The 19784-nt window shown below is 41.2% G+C and carries 15 protein-coding genes; 13 read left to right on the top strand and 2 right to left on the bottom strand.

The features are described 5' to 3' along the window. Window positions 1–138: 138 nt before the first annotated feature. From ACE3G9_RS06845 to ACE3G9_RS06830, 4 genes are all read left to right on the top strand, one after another. Complete coding sequence (locus tag ACE3G9_RS06845; RefSeq protein WP_449218763.1) at window positions 139–513, top strand: DUF1499 domain-containing protein; 375 nt, start codon at window positions 139–141, stop codon at window positions 511–513. A 58-nt stretch (window positions 514–571) separates the two neighbouring features. Beyond that, window positions 572–1267 carry a 5'-methylthioadenosine/S-adenosylhomocysteine nucleosidase gene (mtnN, locus tag ACE3G9_RS06840; RefSeq protein WP_449218762.1) on the top strand — a complete coding sequence of 232 codons (696 nt, stop codon included), beginning with the start codon at window positions 572–574 and terminating at the stop codon, window positions 1265–1267. A 107-nt stretch (window positions 1268–1374) separates the two neighbouring features. Further along, the gene (gene btuF / locus ACE3G9_RS06835; RefSeq protein WP_449218761.1) at window positions 1375–2217 is read left to right on the top strand and encodes a vitamin B12 ABC transporter substrate-binding protein BtuF; all 843 of its coding nucleotides are present in this window, start codon (window positions 1375–1377) and stop codon (window positions 2215–2217) included. 79 nt (window positions 2218–2296) lie between these two features. Next, window positions 2297–2917, top strand: coding sequence for a TRIC cation channel family protein (locus ACE3G9_RS06830; protein ID WP_417880206.1), 621 nt, complete (start codon window positions 2297–2299; stop codon window positions 2915–2917). 91 nt (window positions 2918–3008) lie between these two features. Here the strand turns inward: ACE3G9_RS06830 and tyrS are convergent, their stop codons facing one another. Continuing rightward, the gene (gene tyrS, locus ACE3G9_RS06825) at window positions 3009–4196 is read right to left on the bottom strand and encodes a tyrosine--tRNA ligase (RefSeq protein ID WP_417880207.1); all 1188 of its coding nucleotides are present in this window, start codon (window positions 4194–4196) and stop codon (window positions 3009–3011) included. A 139-nt stretch (window positions 4197–4335) separates the two neighbouring features. On the opposite strand from tyrS, the gene ACE3G9_RS06820 reads away from it, so the two are divergent. Continuing rightward, entirely contained in the window at window positions 4336–5625 is a 1290-nt protein-coding gene (locus tag ACE3G9_RS06820; RefSeq protein ID WP_417880208.1) for a peptidoglycan DD-metalloendopeptidase family protein, read from the top strand. Window positions 5626–5748: 123 nt separating this feature from the next. On the opposite strand, the gene erpA is transcribed toward ACE3G9_RS06820, so the two are convergent. Next, a complete protein-coding gene (gene erpA / locus ACE3G9_RS06815) occupies window positions 5749–6090 on the bottom strand; it encodes an iron-sulfur cluster insertion protein ErpA (RefSeq protein ID WP_086961842.1) in 342 nt (113 codons plus the stop codon). Window positions 6091–6462: 372 nt separating this feature from the next. Here erpA and hemL point away from each other — a divergent pair, with 372 nt between their 5' ends. The 8 genes from hemL (at window position 6463) to ACE3G9_RS06775 (ending at window position 19739) form a co-directional block, all read left to right on the top strand. Beyond that, the gene (hemL, locus tag ACE3G9_RS06810; RefSeq protein WP_449218760.1) at window positions 6463–7755 is read left to right on the top strand and encodes a glutamate-1-semialdehyde 2,1-aminomutase; all 1293 of its coding nucleotides are present in this window, start codon (window positions 6463–6465) and stop codon (window positions 7753–7755) included. A gap of 337 nt (window positions 7756–8092) precedes the next feature. Continuing rightward, window positions 8093–9178, top strand: coding sequence for an AI-2E family transporter (locus tag ACE3G9_RS06805; RefSeq protein WP_449218759.1), 1086 nt, complete (start codon window positions 8093–8095; stop codon window positions 9176–9178). Window positions 9179–9308: 130 nt separating this feature from the next. Then, complete coding sequence (rsmC, locus tag ACE3G9_RS06800) at window positions 9309–10331, top strand: 16S rRNA (guanine(1207)-N(2))-methyltransferase RsmC (RefSeq protein ID WP_449218758.1); 1023 nt, start codon at window positions 9309–9311, stop codon at window positions 10329–10331. Window positions 10332–10618: 287 nt separating this feature from the next. Further along, window positions 10619–14002, top strand: coding sequence for a response regulator (locus ACE3G9_RS06795; RefSeq protein WP_449218757.1), 3384 nt, complete (start codon window positions 10619–10621; stop codon window positions 14000–14002). An 873-nt stretch (window positions 14003–14875) separates the two neighbouring features. Further along, window positions 14876–16558 (top strand): ABC transporter substrate-binding protein, encoded by a 1683-nt coding sequence (locus ACE3G9_RS06790; protein WP_449218756.1) that lies wholly within the window; start codon window positions 14876–14878, stop codon window positions 16556–16558. A 166-nt stretch (window positions 16559–16724) separates the two neighbouring features. After that, on the top strand, window positions 16725–17711 hold the full coding sequence (locus ACE3G9_RS06785) for an ABC transporter permease (protein ID WP_449218755.1): 987 nt from the start codon (window positions 16725–16727) through the stop codon (window positions 17709–17711). Window positions 17712–17713: 2 nt separating this feature from the next. Then, entirely contained in the window at window positions 17714–18739 is a 1026-nt protein-coding gene (locus tag ACE3G9_RS06780; RefSeq protein ID WP_417880215.1) for an ABC transporter permease, read from the top strand. Between the two features lie 7 nt (window positions 18740–18746). Continuing rightward, on the top strand, window positions 18747–19739 hold the full coding sequence (locus ACE3G9_RS06775) for an ABC transporter ATP-binding protein (protein WP_449218792.1): 993 nt from the start codon (window positions 18747–18749) through the stop codon (window positions 19737–19739). Window positions 19740–19784: the final 45 nt, after the last annotated feature.

The raw sequence follows: 19784 nt of genomic DNA, 5'->3' as shown, positions 1-19784 counted from the left end.
TGTATACTTCTAGAAGCTTTCATATACTAATGGTTACTTCAGTTCAAAATATTAAGACTAAAAAGATAATTCAAGATGCGAAAACTCAGCACCTTAACTATGGTTATATTACTTACTAGTTGTACTCAGAGTTATGCTATGAAAGATAATAATCCCGATTTACTATGCAGCTCGAAACCTAACTGCGTTTCCACTCAAGAGCTAAGAAATGATTATAAAGTCACCCCATTTGAACTCATTTCAGAAGAAACAACTATCGATGAGATAGAGCAAGTAGCCTTGACCTTAAAAAGAACTAAAACGGTCAACAAAACCGATGAATGCTTGCATTTAGAATCCACCAGTTTGATTTTTCGATTTGTTGATGATCTTCATATTGTCAAACAAGGCACATGGCTTCAGGTTCGCTCAAAGTCTCGTGTTGGTTACTCTGATTTTGGCGTCAACAAAAGCCGTGTAGAAGCCTTACGCGAAAAACTAATTGCCGCGAATTTACTAAAACCAAGCCCCTAAAATTAAACCTGTTATGTTACAATCCCGCCATCTTTGATCCATATAGAGTAAACAGATTATGAAAGTTGGCATTATTGGCGCAATGGAACAAGAAGTTGCGATACTAAAAGAATCACTAGTTGACTGTGAAACAACGACCAAAGGTGGTTGCACTTTTTATACTGGCAGCATTAATAATGTGACAATAATCCTCCTACAATCGGGTATTGGTAAAGTCTCGGCCAGTATCGGTAGCACTCTATTAATTGAATGCTTTCAACCTGACGTCATTATTAACACCGGTTCTGCTGGCGGATTTGATCCAAGTTTAAATCTAGGTGATGTGGTGATCTCAACAGAAGTTCGTCACCACGATGCCGATGTCACGGCATTTGGTTATGAAATCGGTCAAATGGCTGGTCAACCAGCGGCTTTCACTGCCGATCCAACCTTAATTGAGATCGTAGAAAAAGCACTACAAGGTATGAAAGATACTCATGCGGTACGTGGTTTAATTTGTACCGGTGATGCCTTTGTTTGTACGCCAGAAAAACAAGCGTTTATCCGTCAGCATTTCCCAAATGTGATTGCTGTAGAAATGGAAGCCTCAGCCATTGCACAAACTTGTCATCAGTTCCGTACACCGTTCGTAGTCGTGCGTGCCATTTCTGATGTGGCAGATAAAAAATCGCCAATGAGCTTCGAAGAGTTTCTACCGCTTGCCGCCAAACGTTCATCAGAGATGGTGCTCAATATGCTTGCTCAAATGAAATAAGTAACAGGCTGCTACCCAAGTGATTTATCTGCAAATAGCTTGAGTATCAATATAGCCATGAAATCTCTCATGGCTATATTAGCTCAAGGATGAGGAAACCATAAAATATGTACGCTCGTACAGTTACACCGCTAATGTTACTGACGCTCTTTTTATCCTCAAAAATATTGGCCGCCCCACTTTCCCCCCATGTAGCACAACGTGTGATAACCCTGTCTCCACATGCTACCGAACTCGCTTTTTCTGCAGGGCTTGGCGATAAACTGATTGGTGTAAGCCAGGCTAGTGACTACCCACCAGAAGCCAAAGATATTGAGCAAGTGGCTAATTATCAAGGCATCAAATTAGAACGTATTTTAGCGCTACAACCTGATCTCGTGATCGCATGGAAAAAAAATGCAAACTCTCGTGAACTCGATCAATTAGAAAAATTTGGCATTCCTATCTACTACTCATCGATTGAAAGCTTGGATGATATTCCCAAAAATCTGAGACAACTCAGCCAGTGGGCAGAAGACTCATCATTGGGGAAAAATAATGCCGCTAAATTTGAAGCTGTGTTAACTCAACTACGCTCTCAGTATCACGATCAAGCCAAGGTTCGCTATTTTTATCAACTCAGCCAAAAGCCAATGATGTCAGTCACTAACCCTAATTGGCCAACTGATATTTTTCAGATCTGTGGCGGAGAAAATGTATTAACCACGACCCGTGTTGCTTATCCGCAAATTGGCGTCGAACAAGTTATCGCTTTGCAACCTGAGGTGATTTTTCATTCCCATCTCGCCACTAACGATGACACTACATGGCAAAATTGGACGCAGATACCAGCAGTTAAACATAGTTTTATTTGGTCGGTTAACCCAGACTGGTTATCACGTCCAACCATGCGTAGCCTAAAAGCAATAAAACAAGTGTGTGCTTATTTGGATAAAGTTCGTTCAAAATAACCATTTGGCGTGAACGATTTTTACCAGTAGAATCTGCGCCAACTTTAACCTTCTCAGACCCAAACGAAGACCATACCTCATGGATATCACCTTACTGTATTTGTTTGATTTATTCGGCACTGCTATCTTTGCTATTTCTGGAGTACTACTTGCCGCTCGATTGAAAATGGATCCTTTTGGCATGGTAGTACTCGCCAGTGTAACGGCCATTGGCGGCGGCTCTATTCGCGATATGATGTTAGGTGCAACGCCAGTATTTTGGATCATCGATAACAATTATTTATGGGTAATTTTTATTACCTGCCTAGCAACACTATTACTCGTCAGACAACCCAAACAACTGCCTTGGTATTTTCTGCCAGTTTGCGATGCCATTGGCTTAGCTGTGTTTGTCGGTATTGGTGTGGAAAAAACCTTATTACTGCAAGACTCTATGATGATTGCTGTGATTATGGGAGTATTAACAGGCTGTGGCGGTGGTATTATTCGCGATATTCTCGCCCGTGAAATCCCAATGGTACTGAGAAGTGAGATCTATGCGACTGCGTGTATCGCTGGCGGGATCACCCATACCGCTGCTTTATATTTTGGTCTCCCATCTCAACCAGCTTTTTTACTAGGGGTAGCCACAACACTCAGCATTCGTTTAGCGGCTATACGTTGGCACCTATCTCTGCCCACCTTATCAATGAAAAGCTAATTCGCTTGATATAAAAATATAAATAAAGGCGAGACAATAGGCAAAAAAGGGAGCGCATTGGCTCCCTTTTTATTGATATAACTAAGCGGTATTACTTGATAGTAATACGTGCAAACTTGCGTTTACCAACCTGATACACCGCAGTACCTACTTCTGGTACTAACTTAGTATCTTCAATTTTCGCACCATCAATTTTTGCTGCACCTTGACGAATCATGCGCATGGCATCTGATGTTGAACCGACTAAGCCTGCTTCTTTTAATACGTTACCAATGGCCATACCGGATTCAAATTCAAACTCTGGCATTTCATCTGGCATCGCACCTTTTTGGAAACGGTTTATAAACTCTTGCTCCGCCGCGTCTGCATCGGCTTCACTATGGAAACGTGCAATGATTTCTTTGGCTAACAAAATCTTCACGTCACGTGGGTTTTTACCGGCTTCCACATCAGCTTTAAATTGTGCAATTTCTTCTAATGGACGGAAAGAAAGAAGCTCGTAGTAGCTCCACATTAACACATCAGAAATAGACATGATCTTACCGAACATTTCAGTCGGAGATTCACTCACACCAATGTAGTTGTGGGCAGATTTAGACATTTTCTTCTCGCCGTCTAAACCGACCAACAAAGGCATCATCAGTACTACCTGTGGCTTCTGACCATTAGATTTTTGCAATTCACGTCCCATCAACAAGTTAAACTTCTGGTCAGTACCTCCCAATTCAACATCGGTTTCCATCGCAACAGAATCGTAACCTTGTAGTAAAGGGTACATAAATTCATGAATAGCAATTGGCTGATTACTTGAGTAACGCTTTTTAAAATCATCACGCTCAAGCATGCGAGCAACGGTTTGATTCGCCGCTAAACGGATCATACCTTCAGCACCAAGTTCCGATAACCACTCAGAGTTAAACTGAATTTTGGTTTTCGCAGGATCTAGGATCTTAAACACTTGTTGTTTATAAGTTTCAGCATTGGCGAGAACATCTTCACGAGTCAATGGTGGACGAGTAGTATTTTTACCCGTTGGATCACCAACCATACCGGTGAAGTCGCCGATCAAAAACGTTACTTCGTGGCCTAGCTCTTGGAAGGCACGTAACTTATTTAAAATAACAGTATGGCCTAAATGGATATCTGGCGCAGTAGGATCAGCACCCAATTTAATTCTTAGTGGGCGGCCTTCTTTTAATTTGGCAATCAGTTCTTCTTCTGGAATTAGTTCTTCTACACCACGCTTAATTTCAGCCAGTGCCGCTTCAATGCTCGACATTTAGGTTTACTCCAACAATTCTGTAAAAATACGTATCAGAACATAATACGCAATAGCGCTGTTTTTGGAAACCAGTTAGACTGACTCATCTTATTTTTCCGAGCAATTAATTGCCTTAATAACAGAATTTTTTTTAATAATGCGCGCATTCATTAGCCAACTACCTATTTTTCATAAAGTACTGATCGGATTTATCAGTGCTTTAACCGTTATCGTGACGTTTTCCTTACCTGATATGGAAGAGTTAACCCAACATGAACCTCGCTTAAAAGTAGGTAAACATTATCCACTGGTTATTCCTGAAGACATCTTTATTCAGCAAGGCCCACCAAAAGTGTTTACAGACTGGGAAACTTACACGGTTAAATCAGGCGAAAGCACAGCTCTACTCTTTAATCGCATTGGTTTATCAGCTCAATTACTCTATCAATTAGTATCTTCTAATAAAGATATTGAGAATCAACTCTCACGCCTACGTCCTGGCGATAAACTCATTTTTGGTTTTAATGAAAACCATGAGTTTACTCAGTTAATCCGACCAATCTCGGCTTACGAGTCTTTTCGCATTTCAAAAACCAAAGATGGCTTTCAATCGCATATTGAGAAAAAAGAAATCAATAAACATTTCAACCATGCGGAAGCGACCATTACTTCTAATTTCTGGAATGCTGCGGTGACATCTGGCTTAACGGCAAACCAAATAATGTCATTGGCTGGTATTTTTGGTTGGGATATCGATTTCGCACTAGATATTCGTGCTGGTGATAATTTTAAAGTGTTATTTGAAGAGCAATTTGTCGAAGGTAAAAATATTGGTGGCGGAAAGATTCTAGCAGCAGTATTTACTAACCAAGGAGCAACATTTAAAGCGGTACTCAACCCAGAAGATGGTAACTATTACACTCCCGACGGTCGAGCAATGAAAAAAGCTTTTTTACGTTCACCAATTGATTTTCGTCGTGTCACTTCAAACTTTAACCCAACTCGACGTCATCCAGTAACAGGTAAAGTGGTCCCACATAGGGGCACCGACTATGCTGCACCAGTAGGCACTCCAATTTGGGCAGCTGGTGATGGTATTGTTCAAAAGGCAGGCTATAACCAATTTAACGGTAACTATGTATTCATTCGCCATAGCAGTACCTATATAACCAAGTACTTGCACATGAAAAAGCGATTAGTGAAAACGGGGCAACGAGTTAAACAAGGCGATACCATAGGAACATTGGGAGGTACCGGACGCGTAACCGGCCCTCACTTACACTATGAATTTTTGGTCCATGGCATACATAAGAACCCAAGAACCGTGGATTTACCTCAATCAAGATCGCTAACCGGTGACAAAAAAACCCGTTTTGTTAAACTTGCCAAGCAGCAGCTTGATAAGTTAAACCAGTACGATCATCGTTTAATTGCTCAAGATAAATAATCAAAACTGATATACCCAAGTGACTGGGTATATCATTAAATAAAAAATACCCAGTTAATTTAATTATCAACGGGGCATTTTACTTGGAATTATTTATAAACGTCTTAAGTTTAGGTTTTGCAGTTAAACGCTAAATGATGCACCACAACCGCAAGTTGTCGTTGCATTTGGATTGTTCACGAAGAAGCGAGAACCTTCAAGGCCTTCGGTATAATCAACCACTCCACCAATTAGATACTGTAAGCTCATAGGATCCACCACCAATGTTACACCTTGCTTAACAATCGTCATATCGCCGTCATTTACCTTCTCATCAAAAGTAAAACCATATTGGAAACCACTACAACCACCGCCAGTAATATACACGCGTAATTTTAGATCTGGATTTTCTTCTTCAGAAATCAGCATTTTAACGCGAGACGCTGCAGTGTCAGAAAAAGATAATGGTAATTGCTCATCGCTCATGACGACCTCTCTCATTAGCGTTGTTACCAAGTTATCTACTTGGCACGACGATTTGGGTAGAACACACTTCATCATTGAAATGAATTTCAGATGACTTGATTATCTAATACCTGACCTTATCGTTCAAGTATTCATCGTGAGTTAATCGAAATTAAACTATAGCCTAGTAACTTAACAGAAACAGGATTGGCTTTTTTCTACTAAAAACTAGACCTTTTCTCCGAAAATCCCAACCATAGCCAAAAACCTCGGTGAAAAAAGTGCAAAACTCGTCAGCTTAGATACAATGCGACTGAAATTATCTCATCTGCTCGAGCTCTGACTTTTCAGCCGATAGAGCAGCAAAGAAATAGCATTATTTAAGGATAGAGCATGAGCAAGTCTGCTGAACTATACCAAAAAGCCCAACAAACCATTCCAGGTGGCGTTAACTCTCCAGTAAGAGCCTTTAACGGTGTGGGTGGTGATCCCCTATTTATTGAACGTGCTGATGGTGCATTAATTTTTGATGCCGATGGCAAAGCTTATATTGATTACGTGGGTTCTTGGGGCCCGATGATCCTTGGCCATAATAATTCAGCGATTCGCAATGCCGTTATCAAAGCAGCAGAGCGCGGCTTAAGCTTTGGCGCTCCGACCAAAACTGAAATCAAAATGGCCGAATTAGTTTCAGAGATGGTGCCATCAATGGAACAACTTCGCATGGTAAGCTCTGGTACTGAAGCAACCATGAGCGCGATTCGCTTAGCGCGTGGCTTTACTGGTCGCGATAAAATCCTAAAATTTGAAGGTTGTTATCACGGTCACGCCGATAGCTTATTAGTAAAAGCGGGGTCTGGCGCATTAACTCTAGGTCAACCTAGCTCTCCAGGCGTTCCTGCTGATTTTGCTAAGCACACCTTAACCGCAACCTTTAATGATTTAGACTCGGTACACGCTTTATTTGAAGCTAATCCTGAGCAAGTCGCTTGTATCATTGTTGAGCCTGTTGCCGGCAACATGAACTGCATTCCACCGGTTGAAGGCTTCCTAGAAGGTCTACGTGACATTTGTGACGAGCACAAAGCACTACTGATTTTTGATGAAGTAATGACAGGTTTCCGTGTTGCTCAAGGTGGCGCACAAGATTACTACGATATTAAGCCTGACTTAACGACCCTTGGAAAAATCATTGGTGGCGGTATGCCTGTCGGTGCTTTCGGTGGCCGTAAAGATGTTATGCAATATATCGCACCAACCGGCCCTGTTTATCAAGCAGGTACATTATCAGGTAACCCAATCGCAATGGCGGCGGGTCTAGCTTGCTTAAAAGAGTTACAAGGTGAAGAAAATGAAGCTCGCCTTGCTAAGCGAACCAAACAGTTAACCAAAGGCTTAAAGAAAGCGGCTGAAAAATATGGTATTCCATTTACCGTTAACCGTGTTGGCGGCATGTTTGGTTTCTTCTTTACCGAGCAAAAAACCATTACCTGCTACGAAGATGTGACCAAGTGTGATACTGAGCGTTTTAAACGTTTCTTCCACCTGATGTTAGAGCACGGTATTTACCTTGCACCTTCAGCGTTTGAAGCAAGCTTTATGTCACTGGCTCACTCATCACGCGAAATTGAAGCGACCATTGAAGCGGCTGAACGTTGCTTTGCTGTGATGGCGGAAGATAAGTAATCTCGCTTCCCAGAAGTCAATGAAGAAAAGCGTTAGAGTTGCTCTAGCGCTTTTTATTTACCAGCGACTCATTAATGCCAATTAAGTACCACTAAAATAGCCAATACTGAAATCAATAGCGCAAACCATGGAATCGACTTCTTCGATTTACTCTTACAGCCATTTTTATTATCACAACAGCCCATCACTATACTCCCATCGTATTCATTAACACCGCTATCTCAAAATCTTCGATTGATCACATTACCAATTGTCGCCATTATAATAGCGATAATGTTACCGCTTATCTTTTGGTAACAACATACTCCTGATGACTACCATTACGCAAGGAAGATCCATGCCCACAAAATTTAGAATGACAGCCACACATTGGGTGCTGATCATTGCCCTACTTTGCGCAGCTTATGCCTGCTACTTATTGATCACGCCTTATCTAAACTCGATCATCATGGCATTTATTATTTCTTTGTTAGTGTTCCCATTACACAATAAATTAAATTTACGCTGGCCAAATCACCGGAATAGCACCGCTTTTCTTTCCTGCTTATTACTGACCTTTGTGATCGTACTTCCTTTGCTCGCCATTTTCGCATCGATCGTTCAGCAAGGAGCCAACTTATCGCAAACCGTCTATGCTTGGGCGACCCATGGCGGTATTCAAGAAGCATTGGCGCAACCTTATGTGGTGAAAGGTTTAAGTATCATTAATCACTATCTACCTTTTGATAATATCGATCCTCAGCAATTAGCTCAGCGCGCGGCAAGATTTATCTCTCAATTTGGAAGCACTTTAGTCTCTATCAGTGCCGGGATTTTGGGTGATGCTACCAACTTTATTATGAACTTCTTTTTGATGTTGTTTGTATTGTTCTTTCTACTGCGCGATCAAGAAAGATTGGTTGATGGCATGCGACATATTCTGCCGTTATCACGCAGCCAAGAAGATCGTCTATTAAGCGAGATTGAACAAGTTTCTAAATCGGCTGTACTTGGCTCTTTCCTAACCGCTATTGCCCAAGGGGTGGTGGGTGGATTGGCATTCTGGATTGTTGGACTACCCGGTCTATTTTTAGGCACCATGATCGGGGCGGCCTCTTTCATTCCAGTAGTCGGAACCGCATTAGTTTGGGTACCGGCGGCTGGCTATCTATTTCTCACCGGAGAGATCACCTGGGCGATTTTCATTGTGGTATGGGGAATTTCCGTAATTGGTTCCATCGATAATCTATTGCGCCCATTATTAATGCAAGGCAGTGCAGGTATGGATACCTTGATGATCTTCTTTGCCCTACTAGGTGGTATTCAGCTATTTGGCTTGATCGGTTTGATCTATGGCCCGCTCATTTTTGCGATAACCATAGTGTTATTTAAAATGTACGAAGAAGAATTTAAGCACTTCCTCAATATGCAAGATAATAGCTAACGCTATATACTCAAGTCACTTCAAGATTCTGAATTCACTTGGGTAGAGAAACCACACACGATTGTTTCGATTGGTATCCAGGCCTGATTATGAGAAAATCAGGCCTGTTTTATTACTAGGTAGAAAATTCATGTCCACTTACACAGCGCCAAGCCAAATTGCACAACGTCAACTCGAATTCTTTCACGGCAAACATGTATTAATTGCCGGCGAAGCGGAAGATTTATTTTGTCTTGAATTGGCCAATCATTGTGAGTCGGTATCCATTTTCACTACCCATTACGGTTACCATAAAAAATTTGAACAACAGCCAAATATACAATCATACTTTGGTTCGCAGCTAGAAGCCGACACTCAGGCAGATATGCTGCTGTTATATTGGCCAAAAGCGAAAGCCGAAGCCAAATATTTACTGGCGATGTTGATGGACAAACTGGGTGTCAATACCGAAATCTGTGTCATTGGTGAAAACCGATCTGGTGTAAAAAGTATCGAAAAGATGTTTAGCCAATATGGCATCATCAAAAAGTATGACTCTGCCAGACGTTGTTCATTTTATTGGGGACAATGTCAAACTCCGGCGAAGCCTTTCACTCTATCGGAATGGTACAAGAGCTACCCGATTACCATAGGTCAAGATACCTTAACCATTAAAAGTTTACCGGGTGTATTTAGCCATGGTGAATTTGATAAAGGGAGTGAACTACTACTAGCAACCTTACCTAAATTAAAAGGGCGAGTACTCGATTTTGGTTGTGGTGCGGGTGTGATCGGCAGTGTTATGGCAACTCGTAACCCAAACATCTCACTGGAAATGTGCGACATCAGTGCGCTTGCGATTGAATCAAGTAAAGCAACCTTACAAGCAAACGGCTTAAAAGGAACCGTATTTGCCTCAGATATCTATTCCGATATCACAGGAAAATATGACTACTTAATTAGCAACCCACCTTTCCATTCAGGACTAGATACCAATTATTCTGCAGCAGAAAACTTGCTTTCCCAAGCGCCGAACTACTTATCCCATGCAGGTCAAATGATCATAGTGGCCAATAATTTCCTGAAATACCCTCCGATTATTCAAAAGGCTTTTGGCGAATGCATCACACTCGATAAAAATACCAAATTCTCAATATACTCCGCTCAGAAATAACCTCACACCTCAATTGACTCTAATAGCGTGATATTTAAACTCTCAAATATCACGTTTTTTATTATCTGAACTTAGCCCACAATTTTGACAATTTATTGGTATTCATAGCGGTCGATCACCTTTTTTACTGTCGAAAATCAAGTTTGCTTAACTATTCGCGCATAAAATAGTAAAAAGGCATATTATCTACAGTGTGTCTTCTTTATTAGACCTAAGCTAAACTAAGCTCAAGTAACTTTAGTCAGCTTTTTTAAGTTATTCACCTAGAACAGGCAAGCAGTATCATCATGTTTAAGTCCAATAAGACTCATAAATTTCAAAGACTTCAACACACTTTAATGGTGGCCTTTCTGGTTTTAAGTCTTACCCCTCTCACGATTATTGGTCTGTTTTTCCTTCATTCTCACACCCAAGACCTGCAAGAACAAAGCACCTCATATTTGACCTCAGTTCGCGACACAAAAAAACAACAAATTAACGATTATTTAAAATCTAAAGAGTCCGAAGTGATGGGCATGGTGCGCTCAGAGCTCGCCTATGCAAGCGGCGGACGCTTTTATGGATTAATAAGTGCATTTAACAAACTAGGCGACACACCAGAGCAAGTTCGCACAAATGCGCAACAACGTTATATTCCTGGCTCTGGCGATCAAATAAAAACCTCAGTATTGCCAGGATCACCTAACTATGCCAGCACCGAGCGTTATCGATTACTGCATAAACGTTACCACTGGGCTTATGTTGATATTTTAAAACGCTCCGATTTCACCGATATCTTATTGGTTGATTTAGAAGGTGACGTTGCTTATTCAGTTAACAAGAACGATGAATTTGGCACTAACTTGATTTCGGGTAAGTATAAAGATTCGCCTTTAGGTACAACCTTTCAACAACTGATCGCAGCTGTTAAAGAGTCACGTAAAAATAACGAAGACTACACCCCTATTATATTGTCTGACTTTTCCAATCAAAATGGCGAACAGATCCTATGGATTGGCGCGCCGATCATTCAGCAAGGCTACTTACACAGTTATGCGATGTTTAAATTGCCAAGTACTGCCTTAACCAACACAGTAGCAGACAATAATAAGGATGTGACCAAGTTACTGGTTGGCACCGATCAGCAAGCCAAAATCCAAGGGATCACTTCCGAGCAAATTAATGCCAGTAATGAAGTCGTCACAAAAGCGTTAGCCGGGCAAACAGCAGTAGGCTCTTTTACCAACAGCCTCGATGAAGAAATTATCGCCGCTTACACCCCAATTAAAATACAAGATAAGACTTGGGCTTTAATCATTGAATTGCCAGAAAAAGATGCCTACGCGCGCGTTCAACAGTTAAAGCATATTTTTTATATTGTGATGCTAATTGGCATTATTGTGGTGTTTATCTGTTCTCACTACCTATCGAACTTTATTACCCGACCTTTGCTTAAATTAACTTGGGTGGCAGAAAGAGTCTCCGCTGGTGATTTATCACAAGATATTATTAATATTGATCGTAAAGATGAGATAGGCCGACTCGCTACTAGCTTTGCTCGTATGCAACGTTCAATCAAAGACAAGATAGAATTAATCGGCGACCAAAACACCAAGCTCGAAGACAATATCAAAATCATCCGTCAACAAAATGATGAATTGCATCTAGCGAATAAATTAAAAGATGAGTTTTTAGCCACCACTTCACATGAATTAAGAACCCCTCTACATGGGATGGTCGGGATTGCAGAAGCATTAAACTCAGGATCTAACGGCCCTATTCCTGCGAATCAAAAGCATCAACTTTCGATAATCATCAATAGCGGCCAACGCTTAGCCACTCTAGTTGATGATTTATTGGATTACCATAAAATGCGTTATGGCAATCTTGATATTCAAACTACTACGGTTGATTTAACAGCAACCACTCAATTGGTACTAGAGTTATCTAAACACCTACTGGGTAGTAAACCGATTCGCATTATTAATCAAACGCCACAAGAGCTACCTCTAGTATTAGCCGACGCCCAACGCTTAGAGCAAGTACTGTATAATTTGGTCGGTAATGCCATTAAATATACCTCCGAAGGTAAGATCATCATCTCGGCAACCATACTAGAACAAAAAGTTCGAATTCAAGTCGTCGATACGGGGCAAGGGATCCCGGCTGATCAGCTCGAACATATTTTTGAGCCACTGATTCAAGCAGGACAAGATGCAAGCCGTTATCGCCAAGGTGCAGGGCTTGGATTATCGATTAGTCGTCAATTAATTGAGCTTATGGGCGGCACTCTATATGTCAGTAGCCAGCCAATGGTAGGAACAACCTTTAGCTTCTCTTTGCCTATCGCAAACCAGCAGCAAATTGACCATTATCAACAAAATGAATTACAGAGTCACTTTCAGGTGCCGGATGCGCATAACTTTGTCAATATTGATGATTCTTCCTTACCGCAAAATCCAGATGGCCCACTATTAGTCGTTGCTGATGATGAACCGGTCAACCTACAAATTTTAGATAGCTTCTTGCGCTTAGAAGGCTACCGAGTTCGTACTGCGAGTGATGGACTGAGTGCCATCCAATTAATTGAAGAAGAAAAGCCTGAATTGGTGTTGCTCGATATTATGATGCCGGGCATGAGTGGTTATGAAGCCTGCCAAGAAATTCGCCAACAATATGATCATGGTCAACTCCCCGTGATTTTATTAACCGCATTAAGCCAAACCAGTGACAGGATCAAAGGCTTTGATTGCGGGGCAAACGACTACCTCACCAAACCTTTTAACAAGCAAGAGTTAGCGGCTCGTATTCGTGCGCATTTAACGGCGAGTAAAGCGGAAATTCGCCGCCTTGAAAATGCTCAATTACAACAAGAGTTACGAATTCGTGAACAAGTAGAGGCTAGCTTGCTGGAAACTCAAGGTCGCTTACTAGAGCAGCTAGAATCCGCACCGGAAGCCATCATTTGTGTTCGAGAGGATGGTCGAGTTCGTTTTGCTAATGATTCAGCAGCCAAGTTATTCAAGCGTACGCCAGAACAGCTTAAACGCTCCCAAGCCGATGAAATTATTGCACCGAAATTTCTTAAAACTGCTCAAGAACATTTCTGCGGTGAAGTCGACATTTTCATTGAAGATAAACGAGAGCATATCAAGACCGATATTTTAACCTTACCTGAAGGGTCTGGCTTAAAATACATCTATATATTCAACGTAGGCGGTGGCGTGAATGCTCAACGTATTGATAATCTAGAAACGGCAATTGAAGCGCTCTCAAGCTACGCCTTTGAAGGGGATAAAAACAAACTCCAACAATTAAAAGAATTAGGCGGGGAGTTCACACGTCTAGCCGATAAAGTGTCAAATAAAAGCGAAGATAAACAGCAGTTAATGCGTGAAATATTAGTCGAGACGATGAACTGTGCACTGGATTATTGGGAATCAGATAGCGGCCAAACTAAATTTAATTTAGCGGAACAAAGTGGCCTATGGCGCGTATACCTTGATCGTAGTACTTTACAAACCCGAACGTTAGATAAGTACTTAAGAATCGAAACCTTACCGAAAACACCTCGCTGGCGTACCGTGCTGAATACCATTGACTATATTTTACAGCATACGTCATCAGAAACGCCTCAACGACAGCAATTATTAAGTTGCAGAGAGAAGCTACAAACGCTTATTACCACCTAACAAAATAGCCTCTACCGTTGTCACAACAAAAGCCAGCATCAGTATGCTGGCTTTGATTTTACGATGGGTAAAACACCTTCTCGATCCCATACTTATAGAACACCATATATGATGACCTTCTGTTCTTCCTCTTTAAAGCCCATCGCTATTGCATTCCAGTTATTCTAAATAAGCCATTAGTTGTTATAACTCATCCGGCCAAAGAAAGCCTATCCCCCTATAAAGAGTCACCTACTTATCATTGATATAGAGTCACTAAAGCATCATTTATTCTTGATAATACTGGCTCAAACACTTATTTTTCGATTAAAATAAACAACATTAAAAACCACCAATACTGTTGTTTATTTCAACAAAATATCGATTTAAAAATCATTATTTTTATTTTTTATAGGTAATGAGAAGCCACTCACAACAAATCGGCAATATTATTTTTCCAACAAAAACAAAGAGACAAATCGAATAGTGATCATTATCAACAAATAAACAAAAAACACAAAACACCATAATAATAATGAAAAACAAAGATAGTAAGCACTCACTTAATACCAGATAAAACCCAAAAAAGGTGACAAGAGTCACGCAACAAAAAAGATTAAATATTAACCACAAAACCTATATTTTTACGATTTTAACGAGAAACTACTCTCTTTTAACGTATTTAACGAGAATAGAAATTGACGATTTCAACGATAAGGTGTTTTCTTATGTTGCCAAAGGCCTACAGGCCACTCTGAAATGTCGCTAGAGTGTCACAGAACATCACACTCACATAGGAAATGACATTAATGAGGTAGGTCTTAAGCGAGTGTTTATCAATTGATGACATTCCTTTTAATTAAGCTAATACAAAAGCAAAAGTAAGGAACAGCTATGCTTACCAATATCAAGAAAACAGCAATCGCAGCAGCAGTACTTTCTGTCGCTGCAACAGGCTTTACTTCAGTTGCCACAGCAGCAGAACGCAGTGAGTTAACTATTGTGCCTGATTTCTACCCTACAATGGTTCGAAACTTCAACCCATATCTTGGTGCCACTAACTTAAAAACAACGACTGACTTCATTTATGAACCACTCGTTATTTTTAATGAAATGCACGGCAATACACCAGTAATGCGTCTTGCTAAAGATTTCAAAATGTCTGATGACCTAATGACTGTCACTTTCGATATTCGTGAAGGCGTTAAATGGTCTGATGGAAAAGCCTTTTCTGCCAATGATGTTGTTTATTCTTATGACCTATTGAAAAAATACCCAGCGCTAGATCAGTCTGGTATTAACAAATGGGTGAAAAGTGTAGAGAAGAAAGGTGATTATCAAGTTATCTTCCACCTAACTGAAGCAAATTCAAATGTACCTTATGAGATTTCTAAAGTTCCGGTTGTTGCTGAACATGTATGGAAAGACGTAAAAGATCCAACAAGCTTTACCAATGAAAACCCTGTAGGTACTGGTCCCTTTACTGAAATCGATACCTTTACTCCACAACTTTACATTCAGTGTGCAAACCCAAATTACTGGGATGCAGACAACCTAGATATTGACTGTCTACGTGTTCCACAAATTGCAAATAACGACCAACTACTTGGCAAAATCGTTAATTCTGAGCTTGATTGGACATCGTCATTCGTACCAGATATCGATAAAACTTACGCATCTGTAAGCCCTAACCACCATTACTGGTACCCACCAGCAGGTACACAAGCATTCATGGTTAACTTTGCAGAGAAAGATCCTGCGAAGAAAGAAGCGCTAACTAACGTTGATTTCCGTCGCGCATTCTCGATGGCACTTGATCGCCAAACTATCATCGATATCGCTTTCTACGGTGCGGGTACTCCAAACGATTTCGCTTCAGGTATGGGTTACACATTTGAAGCTTGGTCTGATGAGAAAATTCACAATAAATATAAGAAATACAATACTTATAATGTTGAAGGTGCAAAAGCATTATTGAAGAAAGCTGGTTTTGTCGATAAAGACGGTGACGGATTTGTCGATACCCCATCAGGTAAATCTTTTGAATTATTAATTCAATCACCTAATGGTTGGACTGACTTTAACAACACAGTACAACTTGCGGTTGAACAATTACAAGATGTAGGCATTAAAGCCAAAGCTCGTACGCCTGAATTTGCGGTTTATAACCAAGCAATGCTAGAAGGTAACTACGATGTGGCTTACACCAACTATTTCCACGGTGCAGATCCATACACTTACTGGAACTCAGCATATAACTCAGCACTACAAAGTGGTGAAGGTATGCCTCGTTTCGCAATGCACTTCTTTAAAAACGCTGATTTAGATAGCTTGTTAAATAGCTTCTACAAAACAGCGGATAAAAATGAGCAGTTAAATATCGCTCATAAGATTCAGAAGATCATTGCGGAAAACCAAGTAACTATCCCTGTGTTATCTGGTGCTGCTATGTACCAATACAACACCAAGAAATTTACTGGTTGGTGGAATGAGAAAAACCCGAAAGGTCGCCCACAAATTTGGGCTGGTATTCCAGAGCGTCTACTTCACGTATTGGACCTAAAACCTGTTAAGTAACATGCAACCCCGCGGTGCGCTCATTTGCTAGCAGCGCACCGTCTTTAAACTTCCTCTCTTGATACAAAAATGTATGGCGCTCGGCGTCAGGGGATTTCTTTGTCTGAAATAGACTGCCTGAAACCAGAGTCAGGCCAAAAAATCTGGGAAAGTTAAGGTGTAAGTTATGGGATTTTTCTTAAAACGTTTAGGATTTTATTTTATCGCGCTGGTCGTGGCTGCCACGATTAATTTTGCGATTCCACGTGCCATGCCAGGCGACCCAGTGACCATGATGTTTGCGAATGCCACTGTTCAAGTCACGCCAGAACGTATCGCTGCAATGAAAGAGCTTTTAGGCTTTGTTGATGGCGGTATTATCGCGCAATATTTTGCCTACATAAAAAACATTTTAAGCTGGAATTTAGGTATTTCTATCCAGTTTTATCCTCTGTCAGTAGAAAAACTACTTGGTGGTGCATTTGGTTGGTCACTATTTCTAGCAGGTACTGCGGTTATCTTCTCATTCTCTATCGGTTCAATTCTGGGTATTTTTGCAGCGTGGAAACGTGGTAGTAAATATGATGCCTTTATTTCACCAGGAATGTTAGTCATCCAAGCGGTTCCACAAGTGGTTATCGCCATGCTCGCGATGTTCGTCTTTGCGGTTGGTTTACGTTGGTTCCCAACGGGCTATGCCTATACCGCAGGTAATATTCCTGATTGGACAAGCTGGATATTTATTAAAGATGTACTTTGGCATGCTGTTTTACCTCTATTTTGTGCATCCATTGTACAGATTGGCGGCTTTCTGATTAACATGCGTAACAACATGATTAACCTTCTTAATGAAGACTACATCACTATGGCGAAAGGCAAGGGCCTTAACGAAAACCGCGTGGTCTTTAACTACGCTGCACGTAATGCCATGCTACCAAGTGTGACAGCACTTTCTATGTCACTCGGCATGGCAATTGGTGGTCAGCTTATTGTTGAAATCATCTTTAACTACCCGGGCCTTGGCTCAGTCTTATTCAACGCAATCAACGCTCGAGACTACCAAGTTCTTCAAGGGCAGCTTCTTATCATGACGTTATTCATGCTGTTCTTTAACTTACTCGCAGACATGTTGTATGTCGTACTAGACCCTCGCCTACGTAAGGGAGGCAAATAATCATGAAAGCTCTCATTAAATTACTTTCAGGTAACTCAAAAGCTATGTTTGGCGTGGTGATCCTAATGGTTTTCATCTTAATGGCTCTATTTGCCCCATTAATTACCAAGCATGAACCAGACCGTCGTACTGGTAATCCACACGAATACCCAAGTTTAGTCACTCACATGGCAAAACAAAGTCCTGATGGATGGGTTGCACAAAACTTAGCAAATGATCGCCGCACTATGATCATGTCAAAGAAAGAAGACCATGTTTTAGGGACAACTCGTATGGGACGTGATGTTTGGTCTCAGCTTGCATACGGAGCTCGTGTATCTCTGGGTGTGGGTTTTGGCGCGGGCTTAGTGGTATGTTTCCTGGCAACCATTATCGGGGTTTCGGCTGGTTACTTTGGTGGTAAGATTGATGATATTTTAACCGCCTCCATGAATATCATGTTAGTTATTCCACAATACCCACTCCTATTCGTTCTGGCTGCCTTTATCGGTGAGGCCGGTCCACTGACAATTGCATTGATTATCGGTTGTACTTCCTGGGCTTGGGGCGCAAGGGTTATTCGTTCTCAAACCTTAGCACTACGTGAAAAAGAGTTTGTAAAAGCGGCAGAAGTATTAGGCGAATCTTCATTCCGAATCATTTTCGTGGAAATTCTACCTAACCTAATTTCTATTGTAGGGGCTAGCTTCATCGGTTCTGTGATGTACGCCATCATGATGGAAGCCACCATTTCATTCTTAGGTCTTGGCGATCCAAGCACCATCAGCTGGGGCATCATGCTCTATAACGTACAAACCTCTTCAGCCATCCTAGTCGGTGCTTGGTGGGAATTAATTACCCCATGTTTAGCATTGACTACCTTAGCGGTTGGTTTGGCAATGCTTAACTTCGCGGTTGATGAAGTAGCGAACCCGCAACTTCGTTCACACAAAGGAATGAAGCGTTGGAAGAAGATTGCAGAACAAGACCAAAAAGCACGTGAGCCTGAGTTGCCACCACAAAATGCAGTTTGGAGCGGAGATAAATAATATGACGATGACTAATAAACAAGAACCGCTGATTTCGATTCGCAATTTATGTGTTGACTACATCACTGATGCTGGCGATGTCCGTGCGGTAAATAACGTAAGCTTTGATATCGCACCGGGTGAAGTCTTTGGTCTAGCAGGAGAATCAGGCTGTGGTAAATCCACCGTGGCTTTCTCACTAATGCGCCTACATAAGCCGCCAGCATTTATTACCGGTGGTGAAGTGATCTTTAACGGTGAAAACATCCTGAAGTACAGCGAGCAACGCATTCAGAGCTTCCGTTGGAGTGAGATGTCAATGGTATTCCAAAGTGCCATGAATGCATTAAACCCTGTACTACCAATGGAAGAGCAGTTTTGCGATGTGATTATGCGTCATACCAATATGACTCGTGATCAAGCTCGTAAGCGTGCTGCTGGTCTACTCGAAATTGTTGATATTCACCCAGATCGTCTAGGTGACTACCCTCACCAATTCTCTGGTGGTATGCGTCAACGATTAGTGATTGCGATTGCATTAGCACTTAACCCTAAAATGATCATCATGGATGAACCAACAACTGCACTGGATGTTGTAGTTCAACGTGAAATCTTACAGAAAATCTATGCGTTAAAAGAAGAATTTGGTTTCTCAATCTTATTTATTACCCATGACTTATCGCTGATGGTTGAGTTCTCAGATCGCATTGGGATTATGTACTCAGGTGAATTAATTGAGGTTGCGCCTTCTAAAGAGATTTTAGAATCACCGTATCACCCTTACACCAAAGGGTTGGGATCATCTTTCCCACCATTAACTGGGCCTAAGACTAAGTTAACCGGCATTCCTGGTAACCCTCTTAATCTGTTAGAAATCCCTGAAGGTTGTCGTTTCCAAGCGCGTTGTGATCGTGTTCATGACACTTGTCGTCATGTTCCAACTCAATTACGTCAAATAGAACCAGGTCGATTATCAAACTGCCATTTATATGGTGAGCCGATTGTTCAGGCGAAAGTTTAATTAAACGAGATAGAAATCAACATTTCGTTTAGTCGTCACTAACGG

The sequence above is a fragment of the Vibrio sp. E150_018 genome, assembly GCF_053544035.1.
Note: the sequence above shows the minus strand (reverse complement) of the source record. Positions and strands in the feature narration are given on the sequence as shown.